The 21946-nt window shown below is 70.5% G+C and carries 21 protein-coding genes; 15 read left to right on the top strand and 6 right to left on the bottom strand.

Annotated features, from left to right (window positions below; genetic code table 11):
• Window positions 1-194: 194 nt before the first annotated feature.
• From ACZ53K_RS28255 to ACZ53K_RS28245, 3 genes are all read right to left on the bottom strand, one after another.
• Window positions 195-1109, bottom strand: coding sequence for a LysR family transcriptional regulator (locus ACZ53K_RS28255; RefSeq protein WP_468841765.1), 915 nt, complete (start codon window positions 1107-1109; stop codon window positions 195-197).
• A gap of 10 nt (window positions 1110-1119) precedes the next feature.
• Complete coding sequence (locus ACZ53K_RS28250) at window positions 1120-2151, bottom strand: CPBP family intramembrane glutamic endopeptidase (protein ID WP_468841763.1); 1032 nt, start codon at window positions 2149-2151, stop codon at window positions 1120-1122.
• Between the two features lie 159 nt (window positions 2152-2310).
• On the bottom strand, window positions 2311-3234 hold the full coding sequence (locus ACZ53K_RS28245; RefSeq protein ID WP_468841761.1) for a D-alanyl-D-alanine carboxypeptidase family protein: 924 nt from the start codon (window positions 3232-3234) through the stop codon (window positions 2311-2313).
• A gap of 349 nt (window positions 3235-3583) precedes the next feature.
• Here ACZ53K_RS28245 and ACZ53K_RS28240 point away from each other — a divergent pair, with 349 nt between their 5' ends.
• The 9 genes from ACZ53K_RS28240 (at window position 3584) to ACZ53K_RS28200 (ending at window position 12996) form a co-directional block, all read left to right on the top strand.
• A complete protein-coding gene (locus ACZ53K_RS28240) occupies window positions 3584-5209 on the top strand; it encodes a sigma-70 family RNA polymerase sigma factor (RefSeq protein ID WP_468841759.1) in 1626 nt (541 codons plus the stop codon).
• 619 nt (window positions 5210-5828) lie between these two features.
• Window positions 5829-6830, top strand: a complete 1002-nt coding sequence (locus tag ACZ53K_RS28235; protein WP_468841757.1) for a streptomycin biosynthesis protein — start codon at window positions 5829-5831, stop codon at window positions 6828-6830.
• Between the two features lie 88 nt (window positions 6831-6918).
• Window positions 6919-7557 (top strand): nucleotidyltransferase family protein, encoded by a 639-nt coding sequence (locus ACZ53K_RS28230; protein WP_468841755.1) that lies wholly within the window; start codon window positions 6919-6921, stop codon window positions 7555-7557.
• A 226-nt stretch (window positions 7558-7783) separates the two neighbouring features.
• On the top strand, window positions 7784-8527 hold the full coding sequence (locus ACZ53K_RS28225) for a TetR/AcrR family transcriptional regulator (RefSeq protein ID WP_468841753.1): 744 nt from the start codon (window positions 7784-7786) through the stop codon (window positions 8525-8527).
• Between the two features lie 65 nt (window positions 8528-8592).
• Window positions 8593-8997, top strand: coding sequence for an ester cyclase (locus tag ACZ53K_RS28220; protein WP_468841751.1), 405 nt, complete (start codon window positions 8593-8595; stop codon window positions 8995-8997).
• A gap of 155 nt (window positions 8998-9152) precedes the next feature.
• Entirely contained in the window at window positions 9153-10046 is an 894-nt protein-coding gene (locus ACZ53K_RS28215; protein WP_468841749.1) for an SGNH/GDSL hydrolase family protein, read from the top strand.
• 187 nt (window positions 10047-10233) lie between these two features.
• On the top strand, window positions 10234-11493 hold the full coding sequence (locus ACZ53K_RS28210) for an acyltransferase family protein (RefSeq protein WP_468841747.1): 1260 nt from the start codon (window positions 10234-10236) through the stop codon (window positions 11491-11493).
• A 134-nt stretch (window positions 11494-11627) separates the two neighbouring features.
• Window positions 11628-12212: a TetR/AcrR family transcriptional regulator gene (locus ACZ53K_RS28205; protein WP_468841745.1), complete on the top strand. Its 585-nt coding sequence runs from the start codon at window positions 11628-11630 to the stop codon at window positions 12210-12212.
• Window positions 12213-12291: 79 nt separating this feature from the next.
• Window positions 12292-12996 carry a nitroreductase gene (locus tag ACZ53K_RS28200; RefSeq protein WP_468841743.1) on the top strand — a complete coding sequence of 235 codons (705 nt, stop codon included), beginning with the start codon at window positions 12292-12294 and terminating at the stop codon, window positions 12994-12996.
• On the opposite strand, the gene bla is transcribed toward ACZ53K_RS28200, so the two are convergent.
• Complete coding sequence (gene bla / locus ACZ53K_RS28195) at window positions 12997-13932, bottom strand: class A beta-lactamase (protein ID WP_468841741.1); 936 nt, start codon at window positions 13930-13932, stop codon at window positions 12997-12999.
• 227 nt (window positions 13933-14159) lie between these two features.
• On the opposite strand from bla, the gene ACZ53K_RS28190 reads away from it, so the two are divergent.
• The 5 genes from ACZ53K_RS28190 (at window position 14160) to ACZ53K_RS28170 (ending at window position 18957) form a co-directional block, all read left to right on the top strand.
• The gene (locus ACZ53K_RS28190) at window positions 14160-15113 is read left to right on the top strand and encodes a GNAT family N-acetyltransferase (protein ID WP_468841739.1); all 954 of its coding nucleotides are present in this window, start codon (window positions 14160-14162) and stop codon (window positions 15111-15113) included.
• Between the two features lie 84 nt (window positions 15114-15197).
• Complete coding sequence (locus ACZ53K_RS28185; RefSeq protein ID WP_468841737.1) at window positions 15198-15386, top strand: hypothetical protein; 189 nt, start codon at window positions 15198-15200, stop codon at window positions 15384-15386.
• Between the two features lie 214 nt (window positions 15387-15600).
• Window positions 15601-16626: a metallophosphoesterase family protein gene (locus ACZ53K_RS28180; protein WP_468841735.1), complete on the top strand. Its 1026-nt coding sequence runs from the start codon at window positions 15601-15603 to the stop codon at window positions 16624-16626.
• Window positions 16627-16718: 92 nt separating this feature from the next.
• Window positions 16719-17192 carry a MarR family winged helix-turn-helix transcriptional regulator gene (locus ACZ53K_RS28175; protein WP_468841733.1) on the top strand — a complete coding sequence of 158 codons (474 nt, stop codon included), beginning with the start codon at window positions 16719-16721 and terminating at the stop codon, window positions 17190-17192.
• Window positions 17193-17322: 130 nt separating this feature from the next.
• Window positions 17323-18957, top strand: coding sequence for an MFS transporter (locus ACZ53K_RS28170; RefSeq protein WP_468841731.1), 1635 nt, complete (start codon window positions 17323-17325; stop codon window positions 18955-18957).
• Window positions 18958-19198: 241 nt separating this feature from the next.
• Here ACZ53K_RS28170 and ACZ53K_RS28165 read toward each other — a convergent pair whose 3' ends face one another.
• Window positions 19199-20401: an erythromycin esterase family protein gene (locus tag ACZ53K_RS28165; RefSeq protein WP_468841729.1), complete on the bottom strand. Its 1203-nt coding sequence runs from the start codon at window positions 20399-20401 to the stop codon at window positions 19199-19201.
• A 58-nt stretch (window positions 20402-20459) separates the two neighbouring features.
• Between ACZ53K_RS28165 and ACZ53K_RS28160 the strand changes: the two genes are divergently transcribed.
• Window positions 20460-21263 carry a TioE family transcriptional regulator gene (locus ACZ53K_RS28160; RefSeq protein WP_468841727.1) on the top strand — a complete coding sequence of 268 codons (804 nt, stop codon included), beginning with the start codon at window positions 20460-20462 and terminating at the stop codon, window positions 21261-21263.
• A gap of 108 nt (window positions 21264-21371) precedes the next feature.
• On the opposite strand, the gene ACZ53K_RS28155 is transcribed toward ACZ53K_RS28160, so the two are convergent.
• Window positions 21372-21896, bottom strand: coding sequence for a hypothetical protein (locus ACZ53K_RS28155; RefSeq protein ID WP_468841725.1), 525 nt, complete (start codon window positions 21894-21896; stop codon window positions 21372-21374).
• Window positions 21897-21946: the final 50 nt, after the last annotated feature.

Here is a 21946-nt window from a genome sequence, read left to right as displayed (position 1 = left end):
GAAAGGGGGAGGCGGTCGGTGCCGCGTTCCTTCGTCCACTGAAAACGCTAGACCTGTCGGGCGGATGCGCTCAATCCATGGGTGACACCGATACGCGAAGAACGGCGTGACCACAGTGGTCACGCCGTTCTTCGCGTCATTTATTCGAGGGTTTGGAGTGTGTTTTACGGGCTGCCGCCACCTCGGTCGTCCGCTCAGCCCTCCTCGGCCGCATCCGGCAGCGCACACCGCGCTTCGCGCACCAGGACATGCAGGTCACCATCCGGCTCGCCCCGGTCGCGCCGCCAGACCAGCCCGGTCGCCAGCGACGGGGAGAAATCCGCGAACGGCAGTACCACATTCGCGTCGTTTCCGTACGTGTTCGCGTTGTTCTCCCGCTCCAGCAAGGCGATCCCGAACGTCGAACCGTTCGCCACCATTTCCGCGACGCTCGCGTAATCGCCGATATTGAGGGTGATTTCCTTGTGAATGCCCGCGGCCTTCAGTCGTACCCTGATCTGCTCGAAATAGGTCGGCAGGGTTCCGGGCGCGGAACACACATACGTGTAATCGGTCAGCTCGCTCAAGGACACCGAGGCGCGCCCGTGGAAATCGGCGGCCGGCAACACTGCGCCCAGCGGCTCGTGCAGCAGCTCCACCACCTCGATGCCCTCGGCGTGTACGGGCAGGTGGACCAGGGCCATGGCCAGGTCGCCGCGCTGCACCGCGTTCAGGAGATTGCCGCTCTTGCCGGGCCAGCGCTTGACGTCGAACTCCTCGGCGCAGCGTTCCTCCAGCCGCGTCAGCCGCTCCCGCATCCGCGGGTGCAGCGCGGGCGGCACACCCACGTAGACGGCACGCCGCTCGGGCCCTATCTCCCGGCGCAGCCGCCAGGGGATGTCGTCGAACCGGCCCAGCACGTCCTTCGCGACCGGCAGCAGCGTCCGGCCGGCGGGGGAGAGGGCCACATGGTGGGAGTCCCGGTCGAAGAGTTTCTGGCCGAGTTCGCGTTCGAGATCCCGCACCCGCTGGCTCAGGGGCGAGGTCGCCATGTGCAGCTGGCGGGCGGCCTGCGAGAAACTCAGGTGTTCGGCGACCGCCACGAAGTAGCGCAGGTGGAAGATCTCCATCGCACGGAGCCTACTCGCCGGGGTACGGCGGCACCGGCACCCGGGTGCGTGCGGCGCCGGGGCGGGCGTCGGCGCTTCCCGGGCCCCCGCCCGTCCCCGCGCCCCGTTGCTCGTGCGCGGACGGTCGCTCGTACGTGGCCGAGCGCTCGTACGAGGACGGCCGTAGCCGCCCGGTCAGCGCGAGGAAGGCGACGAACGCGGCCGTGACGATCCAGCCGGGCCAGCCGGTGAGCCCCATGTGCAGCGGGTCCAGCGGAGCGTCCGGCGCGGCGCACACCTTGACCATGCCGACGCTCGCCGTACTCACGAAGGTGTGGCCGAGGACCGTGGGCAGCACCGACCCGGAGCGCAGGCGCAGCCAGGTGAAGACCGGCAGGATGAGTGTGCAGCTGATCACCATGGCGGGTACGGACTCGTACCAGGGCCGGCCGGGATACTGGCCGCCCATCAGGAGTGTGGGCAGGTGCCACAGGGCGAAGGCGGCGCCGGTGCCCACGTACGCCCGGACCAGGCGCGCGCCCTTGCCGTCCCCTGCCAGGCGGGGGAAGAGATAGCCCTGCCAGCCCAGTTCCTCACCGAAGAACAGCGGCAGTGAGACCACCATCTGGAGCAGCATGGCGGCCGCCCAGCCGCCGAGCCCGTCCCACCGCACATCCAAGGGGTAGTGGCCAGAGGCCGCACCGAGGCCGAGCGCGGCGGCGGTCAGCGCCGCCGGGACCGCGAGGGCGAGCAGGCAGGAACGGGTGGTGCGGCTCCAGGGGCGTGGCCACCGCAGGGCGAGGACGTCCCGTACCCGGCCGGTGCGTTCCACGTACCGGACCACGAGGAGCGCGGCGAGTGCCGGGGCGAACATCGCGGCCGCGATGCACACCTCCTCCAGCGCGCCGGTCCCCGACCGGGCGCTCTCCCGCTGGAAGCCCGTGACCAGGAGAGGTGTCATGGCCGCCCACATGCCGAGGTAGGCCACGGTGAGGAACACCGGCAGCCCGCGGCGGGGCGGGGCCGGAGACGGCAGCGGGAGGGTTCGTATTGAGTTGGTCATGGCAAGGACGCTAAGAGTGCGCCCGGGCGCGGAGAATGCGGCCGTCCCCCGGGCCGGACCTGGGGCCACCCCCACCACGCAAGGGTGCCGGACCGGCTGCCCGCAAGGAATAAGGGCCTGCCCGCGGCCGGAACGCCACGGGCAGGCCCTTTCCGTACGTCACACCTTGAAGCCGTAATCCAGCAGCTTCTTGGCGTCGGCGGTGCGGTTGGCCGCCGAGGAGGAGGCGAGGACCGTACCGATGACCGTCTTGCCGTTCCGGGTGGCGGCGAAGACCAGGCAGTACTTGGCCTCCGGGCCCGAGCCCGTCTTGACACCGATGGTGCCCTGGTAGCTGCCGAGCAGGTTGTTGGTGTTGGTCCACGACATGAAGCGGTAACCGCCGCTCTTCGTCATGACCTTCTGCTTGGTCGACTTGGTGCCCACCACCGCACGGAAGGTGGCGTTTTTCATCGCGCTGGAGGCCAGCTTCGTCAGATCACGCGGCGTCGAGTAGTTCGCACCGTTGCCGATGCCGTCGAACGAGTCGAAGCGCGTGTTCTTCAGGCCGAGGTTCTTGGCCGCGGTGTTCATCTGGCCGATGAACGACTTCACCCGCGCCGCCCGCGTGGACCCGCTGCCGAACTTGTCGGCCAGCGCGTACGCCGCGTCGCAGCCGGACGGGAGCATCAGCCCGTACAGGAGCTGGCGGACGGTGACCTTGTCCCCGACGATGAGCCGGGCCGACGAGGCGGTCTTGGCGACGATGTAGTCGCTGTACGCCTTGTCGACCGTGACCTTGGTGTCCAGGTTGAGCTTCTTCTGCGACAGCACCACCTGAGCGGTCATGATTTTGGTGGTGGAGCCCATGGAACGGCGGGTGTCCGCCGCTTTGCCGAAGGCGGTCTTGCCGGTGCCGTTGTTCATCGCGAAGCCGCCGGCCGCGGTGATCGCGGGCGCCTTGGGCGCCGCGGCCTTCACCGGGGCGGCCTTGGGTGCCGCGGCCTGGGCCGGGGCGACGAACGCCCCGGTCATCAGCACGGCCCCCGCGGCGGTGACGGCCGTCGCGGACAGGCGTCGCGCGCCCTTAATGCCAGTTTTCAACGTGTATTCTCCAAATGCCGCTGCAGTATGGCCACATGAGAAGGTGGCTTCCTCGTGAGACGCACGGGTCACGCCGAAGGATGCGCGTGCCGGGGAGTTTTCGCGGCCGTCCCGGGAGCGAGCGGGCGAGATCTTTCCGGGGTGGGTGACTCCGTCCCTGGTCACCGCCCTTCTACGACCCCTGCCCGACGCCCGCGCGACCGTACGGCAGCACCCGTCATCCACGCCGCTTCGCCTCTCTGTACGCATCCGACGGATGATTGCTCGATTTCTGTTATCGGCTCCGCCCCCGCAGCATCTCCTGTGTGTGGGACGGAAGAAGCCCGAGCTGAAAGAGAGTGGACAGAGCGTGAGCAGCGAACTCGACCCTGCGGTGATTGCGGCCGCGCAGGCGGGCGACGGGCAGGCCAGGGACCAGCTCGTCACCGCGTCCATGCCCTTGGTGTACAACATCGTGGGACGCGCGCTGCACGGACACGCGGACGTGGACGACGTGGCGCAGGAGACCATGCTCCGGGCGCTCGGCAGCCTCGGCGACCTGCGCGACCCGGCCAGTTTCCGGTCCTGGCTGGTGGCCATCACGATGAACCAGATACGGGCGCACTGGCGACAGGACCAGGCCGCACCCGTGAACGGCGGACTGGACGCCGCCTATGACGTCCCCGACCCCCGCGCCGACTTCGTCGGACTGACCATCGTCCGACTCGGCCTGTCCGGACAGCGCCGGGAGGTCGCCGAAGCCACCCGCTGGCTCGACGAGGGCGACCGCGCGCTGCTGTCCCTGTGGTGGCTGGAAGCGGCGGGTGAACTGACCCGGGTCGAGGTCGCCACCGCGATGGAGCTGACGCCCCAGCACACGGCCGTACGGGTCCAGCGGATGAAATCCCAGCTCGAAGCCTCTCGCGTGGTCGTGCGCGCGCTGTCCGCCACACCGCGGTGCGTCCTGCTGGACACGGTGACCGAACAGTGGGACGGGGCGCCCTCCGCGCTGTGGCGCAAGCGCATCGCACGGCACGCCCGCGAGTGCACCGTCTGCTCCTCGTTCTCGTCCGGGCTGGTGCCCGCCGACCGGCTGCTCGTCGGCCTGGCCCTGGTGCCGCTGGCCGCCGCCCTCGCGCCGGACACCATGGCGGCCCCGGTCCTCGCGGCCGCCACCGGCCAGCAGCCCGTCACGTCCGCGGCGGTGGGAGCCCCGGGAGGCGGCCGGGCCCAGCTCCGCGACGCGTTGCGCGAGAGCCGCCGCGTCCGCCGCCGTCGCGCCGTCACCGCGGCCGCCGTGGCCGCGGCCGCGCTCGCCACGGTGGGCGGCACCCTCCCCCTGATCACCGCCGGACCGGACGAGGAGCCCGGCCCCGCACGGGCTGCCACCGAACCCCAGTCGGCCCCGCTGGCCACCCCCGCGGCGACGGCGCCTGCCCCTTCCCCGTCCAAGACCACCAAGCGCCCGAGCCCCACCCCGTCGTCCGCTTCCCCCACCGCCAAGGAGCCGCACACCCCCAGGAAGAAGCGGGCCCCCGCCGACACGGCCACTCCCGCGCCGCGTCCTTCCTCCGCCGCCCCCGCGCCGGCCACCGGTTCCGGAGGCGGCGGGTCGCCCTTCGCCCAGCAGGTCACCGCCCTGGTCAACTCCGAACGCGCCAAACAGGGCTGCGCACCCGTCCGTGGCAACGACCAGCTCGTCACCGCGGCCCGGCGCCACTCCCAGGACATGGACGCGCGGAACTACTTCGACCACACCAGTCCGGACGGTACGGACCCGGGCGACCGGATCAAGGCCGCCGGATATCAGTGGAGCACCTACGGCGAAAACATCGCACGGGGCCAGCGTTCCGCCGACGAGGTGATGAAGAGCTGGATGAACAGCCCCGGCCACCGGGCGAACATTCTCAACTGCGACTTCAAGGAAATAGGCATAGGCACCCACGACACGTCCGGCGGTCCGACGTGGACGCAGGTGTTCGGCGCGCGCAACTAGCGAAGGACGGACACGTACGGGCGCGGGGCTGATCAGCTCGCCCCGTGCCCGTACGGCCGCGAAAGAATTCAAGGGAATTCGCTTCGGACAACCCCTCGCCTTTGTCCGGAGACGGGCCCGCTCCCCGTGCTGAGCAGGCCGGACAAGTGCTGGACAAGTCCTGGACAAAAGCCCCCTTCCCCGCCCCGGCGCACCGGCTCAGCATCAGCAGCACAACGGCATCTTCACGCCACCGACGCCCGGCACGGGAAACCGGGCGGGCTCCGACCGGAGATGCCGGGCGACCACGGTCACCCGGGACAACCCGGCCGTGGCGGCGCGGCGGCGGGCCACCGGCTTGGGGACGGGCCGTCGGTTTCCGGCCCGCCGCGCCGAGCGGTGCCGAAGCGGGGGAGCGCATACGACGCGCAATGTGCTCAGCCGACCGGAACCGTGCGCTTCCCGCCTTTTCTTCTTTTCGCCTTTCCACTGTCCTCAGCAGAAAGGCAGAGAAACGTTGCGGCACTCGCCTGTCGCACCGCCCCGACAGGAAAACCGGGGCGGACCCGGCCCACCCGTAAGCCGTCGAGCACTCCGAATCCGGAGCGCGAACGGGAAAACGCGGACCGAGGAGGGGCAATTGGAACCCGGACAGTCACAGGTCGACCTGGACACGGTCGTCGACGTCGAGACAAGCGCCTTGTCGGTGAGCGATTCGCCGAGGCTTGCGGGGGAGAACCGGCAGCACATCGAACTGCTGGCGGTGGCCGACGCACCACTGCCGCCCATCATCGTCCACCGCGGCACCCTGCGGGTCATCGACGGCGCCCACCGGTTGCGCGCGGCCGAACGGCGCGGTCAGGACACGATCCCCGTACGGTTCTTCGACGGTGACGACGCGGACGCCTTCGTCCTCGCCGTCGAATCCAACACCACCCACGGGCTGCCCCTGACTAAGGCGGACCGGAAACGCGCGGCCGAGCGCATCATCGCCTCGCACCCCATCTGGTCGAACAGGATGATCGCCTCGATCACCGGTGTCGCCCCGGCGACGGTGGCCAAGGTCCGCCGGCGGATGCCGGGCGGCGCGACGGCCGAACGCCGGCGCGTCGGCCAGGACGGCCGCTTCCGCCCGCTCGACGGCGCCGAAGGCCGCCGGCTGGCCGGCGAACTCATCGCCGAAAACCCCGGTCTCTCGCTCCGCCAGATCGCGCAGAAGACCGGGATATCCCCGGAGACCGCACGTGACGTACGCAACCGGATCCGCCGCGGGGAAGAGCCCCTGCTCGCCGACCGCGGCAAGCACCGAGGGCAACAGCGACGCGGCCCCGGCAGCCCCGTGGCACCCCGCCTGGCCACCGGCAGCGCGACACGCACCCGGATGCCCGCGGCGGACCGGCGCCGGGTGGTGAACCGGCTCAAGGGCGACCCGGCGCTGCGCTACAGCGACACCGGCCGCACCCTGCTGCGGCTGCTCGGCATCCACACGGTCAGCGCGGAGGAATGGGACAAGATCACGGCCGGCATCCCGCAGAGCCACCGGCGGACCGTCGCCCAACTGGCCCGCACCTACGCGGACAACTGGTCCGAACTGGCCCAGCGCGCCGCCGAACGCGACGCAGCCGAGTCCGTCGGCGCGTGAGCGGCACTCGCCGGGAGAGCACGGCGGGCAGGAGCGCGGACGGAGCCGGGATCGCAGGCCACCGGGCGGCCTGTGGTAGGCAGGGCCGGTGATCGGCAGACTCCCTCTCGACCGGCAACTCGACGCGCTACGCGCGACGCTCTCCCGCAACGACGTACTGACGGAGGTGCTGGCGCGCACCGCGACGCTGGACCTGCCCGGCTGGTACGTGACGGCAGGATGCCTGTTCCAGACCGTACGGAACGTGGTCACGGGCAGGCCGTCGACCGACGGGATCAAGGACTACGACGTCTTCTACTTCGACGACGGCGATCTTTCCTGGCAGGCGGAGGACGCCGTGATCCAGGCCGGACGGAAGGCCTTCGCCGGTCTGCCCGCCGAGGTCGAGATCCGCAACGAGGCGCGGGTCCACCTCTGGTACGAGGAGAAGTTCGGCGTGGCGTGCCCGCCGTACGACTGCACCGAGGCCGCCATCGACAGCTTCGCCGCGACGACGTGCTGCCTGGGAGTCCGTACGGAACCCGACGGCCGGTGGCGGGTGTACGCGCCGCACGGACTCTCCGACGTGTTCAACCTGGTCGTCCGCCCCAACCCGGTACTCGCTCCGCGCGCGGTCTACGAGACGAAGACCGCTCGGTGGCAGGAGCAGTGGCCCGAACTGACGGTCCTGGAATGGCCCGCGTCGAGCGTCGCGAGCGAGCGTGCGCCAGAGTGGGGGAATGCCTGAATCGCCCTTGCCGGGCGGCTTCGTCCAGCACGTCGTCCGCGTCGGCGCCACCCGCGCTACCTCGGCACTGACGGCGACGGTCGCGAAGTCCTCACTTACCTGGATGGGCACGTGGCCTGGAAACGCGGATGTCGCCGAAAGCGCGCGACGGCTGCGACTCGCCCTCCGCCTCCTGCCTTCTGTCTCCGCCCGCCGGCCCGCTTTCCCCCGATGCCAGACTGCTCCCGTGAGCGAGCACAACACAGCGGGTACGGGTACGGGTACGGGCGCGGCCGCGGAACGGGAAACGGCCACCGGGCGGGTCACGGCGCGCCGCGGGCGACCGCCCCGGCTCTCCCGCGACCGCGTCATCGAGGCGGCCCTGGACATCGTCACCAGGGAAGGCAGCCGGGCGCTGACCATGCGCCGGGTCGCCGAGGCGCTGGGCAGCGCCCCGATGAGCATCTACCGGCACGTACGGGACAAGGACGAACTCCTCATCCTCCTCCTGGACCGCATCGTGGCCGACCTGCCCCGGCCCGCGCTGCCCGACGAGCCCCGCGCCCGCTTGCTCGCCCTGCTGACCTGGCAGCGCGACGAACTGGCGGCCCGGCCCTGGATCGTGGACGTGCTGGGCCGGGGCGATCTGATGGCCCCCTCGGTCCTGTGGCTCCTGGAGGAGATCTACACCTCGTGGCAAGCCTGCGGCCTGTCGCTGGAGGAGGCGGCCACCGCCAACCGGATCGTCTGGAACTTCCTCCTCGGCGACCTCACCCAGCACGCCGACCGCCCCGCCGACCGTCCTCCGTACCAGGTGAGCGTGCCCGTCGAGGCCGACCCCGCCCAGTACCCCGCGGTGGCCGCGCTGCGCCCGTACTGGCGGTCCGCGGACCGCCGCGACCATTTCACCGGCGACCTCGCCGTCCTGGTGACCTCCCTGACGGCGCCGACGGAGGACCGGCGGCGTCCGATGCCGCAGCGCGGTGACTGACCGACACCGGTGACTGACCAAGGCCGGTCATTGACCCCATGCGTACGCGTACGCAAAATGAAGACATGGACGCCATCGCTACGCTCTACCGCCGCTGGCTCTTCGACCTGTGGCACGGCGACTTCTCCGCGGCCGAGGAGATCTTCGCCCCCGGCATCGTCGGCCACTGGCCCGCATTCGACGTGCACGGCCCACAGGGGATGACCGACCAGGTCCGCCAGTCGTACGCGTACTTCGACGACATCAAGAACACCCTGGACGTCGGCCCGATCGTCGGGGAAGGACTGGTGGCGGCACACTGGACCTTTCACGGCGTGTACCGCGGCGGCATCCCCGGCGCCACAGCCCCGGCCGGCACCCGGGTCTCCTTCGCCGGACAGGACATCTTCCGCGTCGCCGACGGCCGCTTCACCGAGTACTGGGTCGTCTCGGACGGCCTCGGCATGATGACCGCGCTCGGCGCCGTCTGACACGCACGTCCGCGGCGCCACCACCCGTACCCGAGGTGTGCGCCCGGCCCGTTCTCGGCCATCGTGTGAGGACCGTATGACGGGCTTCTCCGCAGTGTGTGACCAGCGGATGACAAGCGTCGTCAGGGCCCGTGCGCCGTGGTTGCCTCGAAGGCATGCACAGCAAGCACATGGAGCAGACCCCGTCCCCCGCACAGCAGCGGTCCACCACGCCCACCGCCCCGGAGCGCCGCTCCCGAGGGCTCAAGAACCCGGCCATGGCCGCCGGGGCCCTTCTCGTCGTGGGCGCGTCCCTTCTCGCTCTCACCGGCTGCGGCGGCTCGGCGTCCGGCGAGAAGAGCGGCGACGACGCGTCCGCCGCCGCGTCTCCCGCGGGCGACAAGGGCGGCAAGCCGTTCTCGAAGCTGCTCTGGATGGGCGACTCGATCGCCGATGCGGAGGCCCCCGCGCTGGACGCCGCCATGAAGGCCGGCGGCGTGGAGTTCAAGTCCATCGCCTCCGCGGGCGGCGGCACGGTCGTCAAGGGCGACGGCCCCACCGCCCAGTTCGCCGACGACACCTTCAAGAGCCTGTCCAAGGCGGTCGAGTCCTTCCACCCGGACGTCATCGCCTACCAGGTCACCACCTACGACTGGGGTACGCCCGCCCAGCAGAGCAGTTCGTACGAGCGCCTCGCGAAGGCCGCGAAGGACGCGGGCGCCCGGCTCGTCATCGTCTCCGCCCCGCCGTTCAAGATCGACGAGTTCTACAAGGGCCATGAGGCCGCCATCAAGTCCGCCCCGAAGGCGGCCAAGGAGGCGGCCGACAAAAACCCCGACCAGGCCCGTTTCCTCGACGCCTCCGCGCTGTGGGGCACCGACAACACCGCGGCCAAGGCGCAGCGCAGCCAGGACGGCATCCACTCCTGCCCCCAGGGCGCGGCATCGTTCGCCAACTGGTTCGGAGGCCAGCTGGGCAAGCACTACTCCTTCAAGCCCGCCCCCGCGGACCAGTGGGCGAAGGGTTCCTGGACCGGATCGAAGGTCTACAGCCAGCTCAAGTGCGGCTGAGCCGAGAGCTGAACCAGCCCCGTCGGGGCGTGCGGAATCGCGGCCTGTACCTGGCGTCGCCGGCGTCGCCGCTGCCCGTACGGCGGTCGCCCCCCTGACGGGGCGGACACCGGCGCGCCCCGACCGTGCGGCTCCGCACAACGCGGAGCCGCACCCGCTTCCCCTTTCCCCTTCCAAGGACCCGCACATGCCGACCTCTGCGACCGCGCCACCCTCCCAACTGCCCGTCCGTCGCCGCCACGGCCGCCCCCGCTCCCAGGTGGCCCGCCGGCACATCACGCCCCTGGACGGGCTGCGCGGCCTCGCGGTCCTGGGGGTGCTGTTCTTCCATGCCGGACACTTCGGCGGCGGCTTCCTCGGCGTGGACCTGTTCTTCGTCCTGTCCGGCTTCCTGATCACCGGCCTGCTGCTCAAGGAAGCCGACAGCCGGCGGGGCAGCATCGGCCTGGCCGCCTTCTGGGAACGGCGGGCGCGCCGCCTGCTGCCCGCGCTGACAGTAATGATCGTTGCGGCGCTGCTCCTCGCCTGGGCGGTCGGCCCGCCGTACCTGCTGGGCTTCGCCCTGGAGGACGGTCCGTGGGCGGCGCTCCAGGCGACGAACTGGCACTTCATCAGCGAGCAGGTCGGCTACTGGAACGACGCCGACACCCGCGTCTTCAGCCACCTGTGGAGCATCGGGGTCGAGTGGCAGTTCTACCTCGTCTGGCCGGTGGTGGTCGCCGCTCTGGCCCGAGGGCGGGCCACACGCCGCCTCATACCGGTGGTCGCCGCCGCCGGGGCCGTCGCCTCCCTTGCGGCCATGGTCGTCCTCGCGCACGGTCCGGACACCACGCGCGCGTACGAGGGCACCGACACCCGGGCCTTCTCGCTGCTGCTGGGAGCCCTGGTGGCCATGGACCCGGCCCGCCGCCTGTTGTCCAGGACACCGGTTCGCCTGGCCAACTGGCTCTGCGCCGTACTGGTATGCGGCCTCGGCACGTCCTGGTTCCTCACCGACGGACCGAACGCGCCCTTCCTCTTCCGCGGGGGCCTCTTCCTCCACTCCCTGGCCGCGGCCCTGCTCATCGCCCTGCTCGCGCACGCCCCGGCCGGCCCCGTCGGCCGTCTCCTGGGAAGCAGGCCCCTACGGTCGCTGGGTGCCGTCTCCTACAGCCTCTACCTCTGGCACTGGCCGCTCTACCTGCTCCTTTCTGCAGAGATTCTCGGATTCGGCGGCTGGGTCCGTACATCGGTCCTCATCGCTGTGTCCCTCGTCGCCGGGTGCCTTTCCAAGGTGTTGGTGGAGGACCCCGTACGTTTCAAAGCCAGGTGGGCCCGCGGCCGTACGGGTTCGGCCTGCCTGGCCGTCGTGCTCGCGGCCGTAGCCGCTGCCTGTCTCCTCATTCCCGCACCGCATACGGGCGCCGACGCGGTTGACCTCACACAACTCACCGCGGGCCCGGACTGACCGTCGCACCCCCCTTCAGTCAATTCCCCTTCCCCCCTCCGACGTTCGCAGTTTGACGCTCCGCGTACCGATCGGTACTGTTCAGGCGTACCGATCGGTACGGCCTGTGTCGTCAACCGTGAACCGGAGATTCGATGGCAGCAGAGCAGCAAAAGCACTCGCCGGCCGGCCAGCGCGTGTGGGAGACCGCGTGCGAACTGTTCTACCGGGAAGGAATCCGCTCGGCGGGAGTGGCCGAGATCGCGGAACGCTCGGGCGTCGGAAAACCGACCATCTACCGCAACTTCGCATCCAAGGATGGCCTCGCGCTGGCTTATGTGAAGGCGAAGGCGGTGCCGTCTCGCGTCTGGCTGGAAACGGCACGGGCCGCCTGCCCGGACGACCCGTTGGCGCAACTCCGTCACGTCATCGCCGAAATCGCGGAACAGATCAGCGAACCCGGCTACCGGGGCTGCCCACTGGTGAACGCCTCCGTCGAATTCCCCGACCGTACCCATCCGGTACGCGTGGCCGTCGACGAACTGAAGGCCACCTACCTGGAACTGCTGACGGAACTCGTCGCGCAGCTTCCCGTACGCGACCATCGGGCGCTGGGCTACATGCTCCAGATGCTGGTGGAGGGCGCCAGCGTCACCACCCAGGTCTACGCGGCCGAGAAATCCGCCCTCGCGCTGAAGGAAGCGGCGGACCGCCTCATCGACTCCTTCCTGGAGCAATGACCACTGCCTGGAGCAGTGGCCACTGTCCACCGGAACCGGCACCGACCGCGGACTTCCACACCTGCGAAACGAGAATCCCATGCCCAGCTCCACCGCCTTCTCACCCGACCACGCCGAAACGCTGATCCGCGCCCGGCGCGCGACCCGCGCGTTCGTCCCGGACCCGGTACCGGAAGACACGATGCGCGCCGTCTTCTCCCTGGCCGGCGCCGCCCCTTCCAACTCCAACACGCAGCCCTGGCACGTCGAGGTGGTCAGCGGCGCGGCCAGGGACCGGCTGGGCGCGGACCTGACCGCCGCGCACGCCGCCCAACGCATGTCGCTGGATTTCCCTTACCAGGACGGCCTGTACACGGGCGCGTACGCGCGGCGGCGCCACGAGGCGGGTGCCGCGATGTACGGCGCACTGGGCATAGGCCGCGACGACCACGAAGAACGCGAGGCCTTCAACGCCGAAAGCCTGAACTTCTACGGCGCTCCGCACGTCGCGTTGTTGTTCCTGCCGCCCCAGGCCGAAGAGCGCATGGCCGCCGACCTCGGCATGTACGGGCAGACGCTCCTGCTGGCCATGACGGCGTACGGCATCGCCAGCTGCCCGCAGGGACTGCTGAGTTTCTACGCCGACACCATTCGTGAGTCACTTGGTATGAGCGCCACCGGTAACGACAGGCTCCACAAGCTCCTGTTCGGTATCTCCTTCGGCTACGCGGATTCCACCGCGCCCGTCAACAACATCACCGTCCCCCGCGCCGGACTGCACGAGACCACCCGCTTCCACTCCTAGTCAGGTGAGCGTGGCCAGCACGTATTCAGCGGCCTGGGCGAGGAGCCGCTGGTCGTACTCGGCATCCTTGGCGGCCTTGCTGGACATGAGCGAAATGAGAAGCGGTGGCGCGGATTTCGACGGCCATACGACGGCGATGTCGTTGAGGGTTCCGTAATCCCCGGTTCCCGTCTTGTCGGCCACGGTCCACCCCCGGGGGACGGCGGCCCGGATGCGCCGGTCGCCGGTGGTGTTCCGTACCAGCAGGTTGCTGAGGAAGCCGCGTTTATCGGCCGTCAGTACGTTCCCCAGCACGATCTTTTGGTAATCGGTGCCGATCGCCCGGGGAGAAGTGGTGTCGCGGGGGTCTCCCGGCGTGGCTTCCGTGATGGCGGGTTCCATCCGGTCCATCCGGGTCACCGTATCGCCGAGGCCGCGGGTGAAGGCCGTCAGTTCACCCGGCCCTCCGAGATCGCGGACCAGCAGATTCCCGGCTGTTCCGTCGCTGTGACGGATAGCCGCGTCACACAGCCCCCGGATCGTCATACCCGTCGCTACCTGCTTCCTGGTAAGGGGGGAGTGCTTCATCAGGTCGGCCTCGGTGTACGTGACGACCGTATCCAGATGCGAGAGCGGATTGCGGCGCAGAACCGCCGCGGCCGCCAGTCCCTTGAACGTGGAGCAGAATGCGAACCGTTCGTCCGCCCGGTAGGCCACGGTGGCTCCCGTACCGGTGGCGAGGGCGTAAACCCCAAGCCGGGCGCCGTACTCCCGCTCCAACTCGCCCAGACGCCGGTGCGGGTCGCGCCCGGCGGCCGCGGAGGGGGCGGACGTGGGAGGCGAGACGGTGGCGGGCGGGGGAGTGGGGGGCCTGTTCGTCGTGCACCCGGCCAGCGGCACGAGCGCCGCCGCCCCCAGGAGAGCGCGGCGGGAAAGGGGCGGTGGCGATGGCGTCACGGTCTTCCTCCGCTGGAGCGCCGGAGCGCTGATGGTTGTTGGCTGTCGGTTGCCGGCCGGTTGCTGCTGACTGCTGACTGCTTTCCGGTGAGCGGTGAGCGGTGAGCGGTGAGTGGTGACTTGTGACTCGCGAAGAGGGTACGGCCGTACGGAAGCGACAGCCGACCGCGGCGATCGTTCTCGGAAAGTGCGTTGCGCCCCGGACCCGGCCCCCGGACAGTGGTCGCATGACCTCGCCCCGCACCCCGCCGCCCGGCCTGACCATACGCCCGGCAACGCTCGACGACGCGGCAACGGTGTGCGCGCTGCTCAACGAGATCGACCTGCTGGAGACAGGCCGTGCCGACACCGACCTGAGCGAGGTGCAGGCGGACCTCAAGCACCCCGAGGCGGACCTGGAACGGGATTCCTGGCTGATGTTCGACGCCGAGCGGCTGATCGCATACGGCCTGCTGTGGGACGAGTCCGGCGGCGAGCGCATCGACATGGACCACTACATCCTGCCCGGCAGGCCGGCAGGCGCCCTGCATCTGTACGACCTGATGGAGGCGCGGGCCCTGCGACGGGCGGCCGCCAACGGCGCGACGCGGGCGGTGATACACCTCCACCTCAACACCGCACCCACCATGGACCCGGACGCGCTGCGCGAACGGGGCTGGCGGACGGTGCGCCGCTACAACGTGCTGAACCGCACCCTGTCCACCGCCACCGACCGGCTGCCGGACCCGCCGCCCGGCGTGACCTTGCGCCCCTGCCGCACCGAGGCGGACCGCCGACGCGCCCACGCGCTGCTCCAGGAATCGTTCTCCGGGCACTTCGACTTCCAGCCCCGGACGTACGAACAGTGGCTGGACGATATCGACGCCGAGCGCGCGGACTGGTCACTGATATGGATCGCGCATGTCGACGGCCTCGGCGACGCCGCCATGCTGCGCACCCACAACGTCCGTGCCTCGAAGGCCTGGATCACCCACCTCGGTGTCCTGGCCGCGGCCCGCGGCCGCGGCCTCGGCAGCTACCTCCTGCGGCACGCCTTCGGCCACTACGCGGGCCTCGGCCGAAACCTCATAGGTCTGGGTGTCGACACCGACAACAGCAGCGGCGCCCTCGCCCTTTACGAACGGCACGGCATGACACTCGACTTCGCCGTCGACACCTGGGAACTGGTCCGCCCCGTCTGAATGCCTGACTGAACGCCCCGCCCCGACGCCCCGACCAGCGGCTCGGCCGCGTATGCGCCCCTGCTTTATGCCGAACTGCCGGTGATGGTACTCGGTGTTCCCACTTTCACGCTCGCGAGCTGGGCCGGTGTCCGGGCCGCCGTCGGCGACCGAGGCGGTCGCGGGGTGCGGGCCGCGGTGCCGGTGATAGCCGCGGTGGCCGCGCTCGTGGTGTCGGGGCTGGCCTGCCTGGCGTGGTGGGCGGCCCGGGACGCCGGCAGCACGCCGATCTGACCAGCGTGGGCCTGGCCCGATCCGCCTCACTCGACCTGCGTCCCTCGACCTGCCTCATTCGACCTGTATCCGGGCCCCGGCTCGGCGCGCAGCACGCGTATGTTCATGCTCCGCACATGCCCACGCCCGCTGTGCGTGGGACGGAGTGCACCCGATGCCGTGATCTTCACAAACGGCAGAACGACACCCCGCACCCATGCACACGGAGCCGCACATGGACCGCAGATCCCTTCTCGCCGCGGGCGGCGGCGCGCTGGCAGCCGCGGCCGGTGCCCCGCAGGCCCACGCAGCCCCATCCGGGACCCCGGGCCGGGATCACGGCCGGGGCGCCGTACGGTTCAACGTCATCAGTGACATCCAAGGAGACCTGCGCGACTTCGGCCGGGCTCTGGACGACATGGCCGCCGTCAATCCGCGCAGCGTCGGCCTCGCGGTCGCGGGCGACATCACGCCGCGCGGTTACGACGCCGAGTACGCCCAGGTCAGCGCCGAACTGGCCCGCCACTCCCACCCGCGCGACGTGGCCTGGGCGATCGGCAACCACGAGTTCTACGTACCGAAGTGGCGCGACCCCGACACCCTGTCCCAGGACACCTGGCCCAACGACACCACCGAGGACTCCCTCTTCCGCAGCTTCCACCGCTTCGCCGGCCGCGGCACGGTGCACTCGGAGACCTCCTTCGGCGGCGTCCCCGTCCTGACCCTCGGCACCGAGCGGTACTCGCACTACCACGACGCGAAACTCTGGGACGAGGTCTGGCTCAGCGACGCGCAGTTCAGCTGGCTGGAGGACCGTCTCCGGTACTGGTCGCGCCGCCGTAGGCCGGTCATGGTGATCACCCACCACCCCCTGCCCAACACGGTCTCCGGCACCCGCAACAAGCTCTACGCGAGCGACTACCTCCAGGCCGACCGCCTCCTGGGCCTGCTCGGCCGCCACCCGGACGTCTTCCTCTTCAGCGGTCACACCCACTGGGACCTGGGACTCTCCGACTGGGTGGTGCGCCGCGTCGTGCCGGGCATCGCGAACCTGAGCGGGTTCACGGTCGTCAACACCGGGGCTGTCCAGACCGGCTACCGGGACGACGGCAAGGGCGGCGAGGTCGCCGTCGGGGGCGCCTTCAACCAGGGACTCCAGGTCGAGGTGGGGCGCGACGCGGTGGTCGTCAAGGCCCGCGACTTCGCCCGCCGTACCTGGCTGAAGGAGATCACGGTACCGCTGGCGCGCGTCGGCCGCTGAAGCCCTTACCGCTGATCCAGAGCACTCGTCCCCTGCCACAGACAAACCCCGCGGCTTTGACATAGGTATGCCCTCATACCTAATCTGTCCGTATGCCCGCCTCCCGTGCGTCCGACCAGGACACCCGCCGTATCGCCTCCGGGCTCGCGGCCGTCCTGCCCGCACTGCACCGGGCTCTCGACCGGCGGATCGTCCAGGACATCCCGTTCCCCAGGCTCCCCGACAGTCAGATCGCGCTGCTGCGGTACGTCGCCGAACACGACGGCGCCACCGTGCGCGCGGCTGCCGACGCGCTGCTCGTCAAGCCCAACAACGTGAGCGCCCTGGTCACCCAGCTGGCCGCCCAAGGCCTGCTGGAGCGCAGGCAGGACACGGCCGACAAGCGGGTGGCGCACCTGCATCTGACGGCAGAGGCCCGGCGCCAGGTCGCCGCGGTCGGCAGTCTCGTGGACGGTTACCTCGTCGAGGCACTCCACACCCTCACGGACGGCGACCTCGACGCCATCGGGTCCGCCCTCGGCGCCCTCCAGGGACTGGCGCAGCAGATCCACCGTGCCTCGGACTGACGTCCCGAGCGGCCGACGGTAGCACCGCGCTCTCCTCTGCGAGGCGGGCATGTCCCTCCTCCCGGCAGCGCCGTACATCGCTCCTCACGGCAACGCCGTAATTCCCTCTTCGAAGAAGCAAGGCATCTCCATGTCCTCCTCCGTCATGGGCAGCTCACCCCTGCCCACCCACGCTCCGCCCGCGCCGGAACCGGCAGGCGGCCGACGCGGCCACCCCTGGCTGACGCTCATCGCGGTCGCCTTCGGCCTGTTCATGGTCGGCCTCGACGGCTCGGTCGTCTCGATCGCGAACCCGGAGATCGGCCGGGACCTGCACGCCTCCACCGCCGATCTGCAGTGGGTCACCAACTCCTACCTGCTCGCCCTGGCCGCCACGCTGATCCTCGGCGGCAAGCTCGGTGACCGGTTCGGCCGCCGTACGTACTACCTGGTCGGCGTCGCCGGCTTCGCCCTGGCCTCGGTGGCCATCGGCCTGTCGGGCTCGATCGAGGGCGTCATCGCCTTCCGCGCGGTGCAGGGCTTCTTCGGCGCCCTCCTCATGCCCAACACCCTGGGTCTGCTGCGCGCGGCCTTCCCGCCGAAGAAGTTCGGTATGGCGGTGGGCATCTGGGCCATGGTGTCGTCCGTGTCCACGGCACTCGGCCCGATCGTCGGCGGGCTCCTGGTCGAGCACGTCAACTGGCAGTCGGTCTTCTACATCAACGCTCCCATCGGCGTCCTGGCCCTGGCGTTCAGCGCGTTCGTCCTGCCGCAGAGCAAGAGCCCGGCGGGCCGCCACCGCTTCGACATCCCCGGCGTGATCCTCCTCGCGCTCGGCCTGCTCCTCGTCGTCTTCGGCGTCGTCAAGGGGGAGTCGTGGGGGTGGACCGCGGGCTCGACCCTCGGAGTGCTCGCGGCGGGCATCGTCGTCCTGCTGGGCTTCGGCTGGTACGAGACGCGTCTCGGGCGCCCGGCGCCGAACTCCCGTACCGGCTCGGACCGGGGGCACCCGATCCTGCCGATGCGGCTGTTCCGCAGCCCCGCGCTGACCATCGGTACGGTCATCACCGCCGTCAACTTCTTCGTCCTGCTCGGCGTGATCTTCTTCGTCATGCTCTACCTGCAGAACGTACGCGGCTTCACGCCCGTCGAGGCCGGCGTACGCACCCTGCCGCTGAGCCTGGCCTCCGTGGTCGCCTCACCCCTGGGCGCGAAGCTCACCGAACGGTTCGGCGCCCGGCTGTCGATGCCGCTGGGCATGGTGCTGCAAGCAGGCGCCTCCTTCGGCATCCTCGGCTGGGGCGTGCACTCCTCGTACGCGGCGATGTGGCCGCCGTTCATCGCGCTCGGCCTGGGCGTGGGCATGGTGATGGCCGCCTCCTCCGACGCGATCGTCGGCAACGCGCCCGTCAGTGACGCGGGGGTCGCCGGCGGCTTGCAGGCCACCGCGCTGCAGGTCGGCGGCGCTCTGGGGACGTCAGTCCTGATGTCCCTGATCAGCAGCAGGGTCGGCACGACCCTGACGGACGAGCTGACCTCGGCCGGGGTGCCCGCCCCCATGGCCGCGCATCTCCACGAGGCCAAGGACGCGGTGGCGATGGGAGCGTCGCCGGTCGGCGGCGACATGCCGGAACAGCTGAGGTCCGCGGTCGTCGAAGGCAGCGGCCAGGCGTTCATCAACGGTGTGCACACGGCGGCCCTCGTCACCGGCGTGCTGTGCGTGGTCGGCGCGGTCCTCGCCGCAGCCGGAGTCCGGCGCAACCCGGAGATGCCCGCAGAGCACTGATAGCGAGGACGGACCGGCCCGGCCGGGGCGCGCGCCTGAGTAGGGCGGGCGCCCCGGCCGGGCCGTCGTGGCTCTGTCGCGGACCTGGCGATGACTTCATCGCGGTTCGCACTATTCGGGGCAGCCACACTGCGGGCCCCGGAAGCAGCCGGCAGACTCCGCGCCCTGCTTGAGAAGTACGAGGCGGGAGCCCCGGAATTCCGGGTCGTCTACGACTGACGGGGAAGCTGCGCGCGCCCGCTCAGCCCTGCGGCACGTCCTTGATGAACAGGAGTCCGTCGTGCCTGGCCAAGTGCTCCGGGTCGAGCGGGAAGTAGCCGTAGTACGGTGACTCGCGCGGGTCGGGCAGCGTGTCGCCGAGGGCGGCCACCAGCCGGGGAGCGTCGACGACGCAGCGGTCCTCCAGAAGCGCGTACAGCAGTCCCTCGACGGTGCCCGGCGGCGGGGCGTCGACTCCCCGGTGCCGGATCGTGCCGAGTGCCGTGGCCAGAAAGGCGTACCTCTCGCCCAGGCGGGCGCTCACGATCGCGCCGGCGCCCCACCATTCCAGCGGCTCGTCGCCCATCCGCGTCATGGCCCTGTCCCGCTGGAGATGGAGGTTGTGGGCGTGGACCAGCACCGGGTCCCGTTCGGCGACGGCGAAGAGGTTGTCGGCCATCATCTGGTCCCGCACCCCGACCAGCCGCGTCATACGGGCCGGTGACGTGTCGGCCATCCAGAAGTGGTACCGCAGCAACCCGACGGCGGTACGCCCGTACAGGCGCGCCCGGTCCCAGCCGTCCCGCGAGGTCGCCGTGATCAGATGCGGCGACTGCTCGTCCAGCAGCGCCACCAGATCGTCGGTGAGCACCCGCAGCTCCCTGGCCTCGGCCGTCTGCCCCACGGACCGGGTCGGGTCCATCATCACGGCCGGATCGTTCCACCGGTCGTCGGCGCCGAGCAGACGGTCGAGCGTTTCCGCTGTGCAGGGCAGCAGGCCGGCGTCCACCCGGGCCGCGAGGTAGCCGTGGAGCGCGGTGAGGGCCTGCCGGGGGCTCGCGGCGCCGGTGATCTCCAGCGGGCCGTCGAAGCCGGCGAAGCGGACCCGCTCGGACGCGGGCCGGCCGTCGTTGTACGTCCGTATCCAGCGCACGAGTTCGCGGTTGGCCGCCGACGCGCCGAACCCGTGGCTGAAGCCGCGCGCCATGACCTCGTCGAGGGTGCCCGTCCCCGCGGTGACGTAGTCGTCCACGAGCAGGCCCAGCATGCAGTCGCTCTCGATCGCGATCGTCCGGTAGCCCTCCTGCTCGACGAGCTGCCGGAAGAGGTCGTTGCGTACGTCGAGCAGGATGTCCTCGCCGTGGGTGGGCTCGCCCAGGGCGAGCAGCCGCGGCCGGGCCGGAAGCAGCTTCAGTACGGCGGTGGCTTCGACGGCATGGGTGAAGTCCTTGATGTCAATTGCCATGGCCTCAACGGTATCGTTGAATCTTCGGTGGAAACTTTTGCGCGAAAGCTCCAGGATTTTGGGACGTAACCTTCAAAACGGCGATCGGCTCAGGCCGATCGACCTGGCGCGTGGACACGGTCTGTCCACGCAGGCCGTCAGGAACTACGAGGAGGCCGGCATCCTTCCGGCCGCCGACCGCACACCGCACGGCTACCGCACCTACACCCCGCTGCACGCGCGGGCCCTGCGCGCGTTCCTCGCCCTGGTGCCGGGCCACGGCCACCGGACGGCGGCATCGGTCATGCAAGCGGTGAACCAGGGCGCGGACGACGAGGCATGCCGCCTCATCGACGAGAGCCACGCCCAGCTCCTGGACGACCGGCGCACCCTCCAGGCCGTGGAAAGAGCCATCCACGACCTGGAGCCCCGCACGCCACCCGAGACCGACACGGCGCCCACCACCGGCGCCACCTTCATCGGACCGCTCGCCGACCTGCTGGGCATCCGGCCCGCGACCCTGCGCACCTGGGAGCGCGCCGGGCTGGTCCGGCCGCGCCGTGACCGGCTCACCGGATACCGCGTCTACGACGAGGCCGACGTACGGGACGCCCGACTGGTCCACCAGCTCCGCCGGGGCGGCTACCTGCTGGAGCAGATCGCCCCGCTGATCACCCAGGTACGGGCGGCCGGCGGGGTGGAGCCCTTGGAAGCCGCACTGCGCGACTGGCACGGCCGGCTGTCCACCCGTGGGCGCGCGATGCTGGCCGGCGCCGCTGAACTGGAGGCGTACCTCCGCGCGCGGGATGAGACTCAGCGGTCAGCTCGGGAAGTCTTTCCACCTGATCCAGTCAGAAAGCGTGCACGGACGTGTGGACCATGACGGCGTTCGGAAACGCCGTGGCAAGTCGGTCGGCGGCCTTCTGCCTCCAGCGGGAGGAGCCGTTGTCCACGATCCGGAACACGCCGCTCGCCGGCACTCGGTCGATGGTTACTTCGACCATGTCGCGCGATGCCGGCGGTGGTACGAGATGGCGACGGCGCCGAGCAGTGGCCCCCAGGCGACCAGGGGCAGGTAGAGGAATCCGACGATGACGTTGCCGAGCACGGTCATGCCGGGGTGGGGGATGGCCCACCAGGCGACGAACGGCGTCCACAGGACGGTCAGGGCGATGGCGCCGAGGCCGGCCGGGACGACGGCCGCCGTGGGGTGGACCCGGCGGCCGCCGAGCAGGGGTATCCAGCGCGGGAGCACCTCGCCCCAGGGCCGGGCGAGGCCGAGCGTGAGCAGTGCGAGTGCCTCGCCGGCCGCACTGAGGCCGACCACGTACACCGCACCCCAGCCGGTGAGGCCCATCGCCGCGTAGCCGGCGTCGGTGTACCCGGCCGGATGGCCGGCCGCCAGCAGGAGGCGCCAGATCCCGGTCGGCAGGGTGACGAGCGCGGCGACATGAGCAGCCCGGATTGCCCAGCGGGGCGCGGGCGGAACGGCGGTATCGAGCGCGACGGTGATCATGTCCACCATCCTGTCGGCATGCTGCCTTCACGTCGTCGGTTCCGGGTTTG

Source organism: Streptomyces sp. NPDC033221 (genome assembly GCF_055577005.1).
Note: the sequence above shows the minus strand (reverse complement) of the source record. Positions and strands in the feature narration are given on the sequence as shown.

What these genes read in the sequence shown, in the direction of transcription:
- ACZ53K_RS28255 (WP_468841765.1), bottom strand. Translation starts at nt 1,109, where the DNA reads ATGGAGATCTTCCACCTGCGCTACTTCGTGGCGGTCGCCGAACACCTG.
- ACZ53K_RS28250 (WP_468841763.1), bottom strand. Translation starts at nt 2,151, where the DNA reads ATGACCAACTCAATACGAACCCTCCCGCTGCCGTCTCCGGCCCCGCCC.
- ACZ53K_RS28220 (WP_468841751.1), top strand. Translation starts at nt 8,593, where the DNA reads ATGGACGCCATCGCTACGCTCTACCGCCGCTGGCTCTTCGACCTGTGG.
- ACZ53K_RS28215 (WP_468841749.1), top strand. Translation starts at nt 9,153, where the DNA reads ATGCACAGCAAGCACATGGAGCAGACCCCGTCCCCCGCACAGCAGCGG.
- ACZ53K_RS28210 (WP_468841747.1), top strand. Translation starts at nt 10,234, where the DNA reads ATGCCGACCTCTGCGACCGCGCCACCCTCCCAACTGCCCGTCCGTCGC.
- ACZ53K_RS28205 (WP_468841745.1), top strand. Translation starts at nt 11,628, where the DNA reads ATGGCAGCAGAGCAGCAAAAGCACTCGCCGGCCGGCCAGCGCGTGTGG.
- ACZ53K_RS28200 (WP_468841743.1), top strand. Translation starts at nt 12,292, where the DNA reads ATGCCCAGCTCCACCGCCTTCTCACCCGACCACGCCGAAACGCTGATC.
- ACZ53K_RS28190 (WP_468841739.1), top strand. Translation starts at nt 14,160, where the DNA reads ATGACCTCGCCCCGCACCCCGCCGCCCGGCCTGACCATACGCCCGGCA.
- ACZ53K_RS28185 (WP_468841737.1), top strand. Translation starts at nt 15,198, where the DNA reads ATGGTACTCGGTGTTCCCACTTTCACGCTCGCGAGCTGGGCCGGTGTC.
- ACZ53K_RS28180 (WP_468841735.1), top strand. Translation starts at nt 15,601, where the DNA reads ATGGACCGCAGATCCCTTCTCGCCGCGGGCGGCGGCGCGCTGGCAGCC.
- ACZ53K_RS28175 (WP_468841733.1), top strand. Translation starts at nt 16,719, where the DNA reads ATGCCCGCCTCCCGTGCGTCCGACCAGGACACCCGCCGTATCGCCTCC.
- ACZ53K_RS28170 (WP_468841731.1), top strand. Translation starts at nt 17,323, where the DNA reads ATGTCCTCCTCCGTCATGGGCAGCTCACCCCTGCCCACCCACGCTCCG.
- ACZ53K_RS28165 (WP_468841729.1), bottom strand. Translation starts at nt 20,401, where the DNA reads ATGGCAATTGACATCAAGGACTTCACCCATGCCGTCGAAGCCACCGCC.
- ACZ53K_RS28155 (WP_468841725.1), bottom strand. Translation starts at nt 21,896, where the DNA reads ATGATCACCGTCGCGCTCGATACCGCCGTTCCGCCCGCGCCCCGCTGG.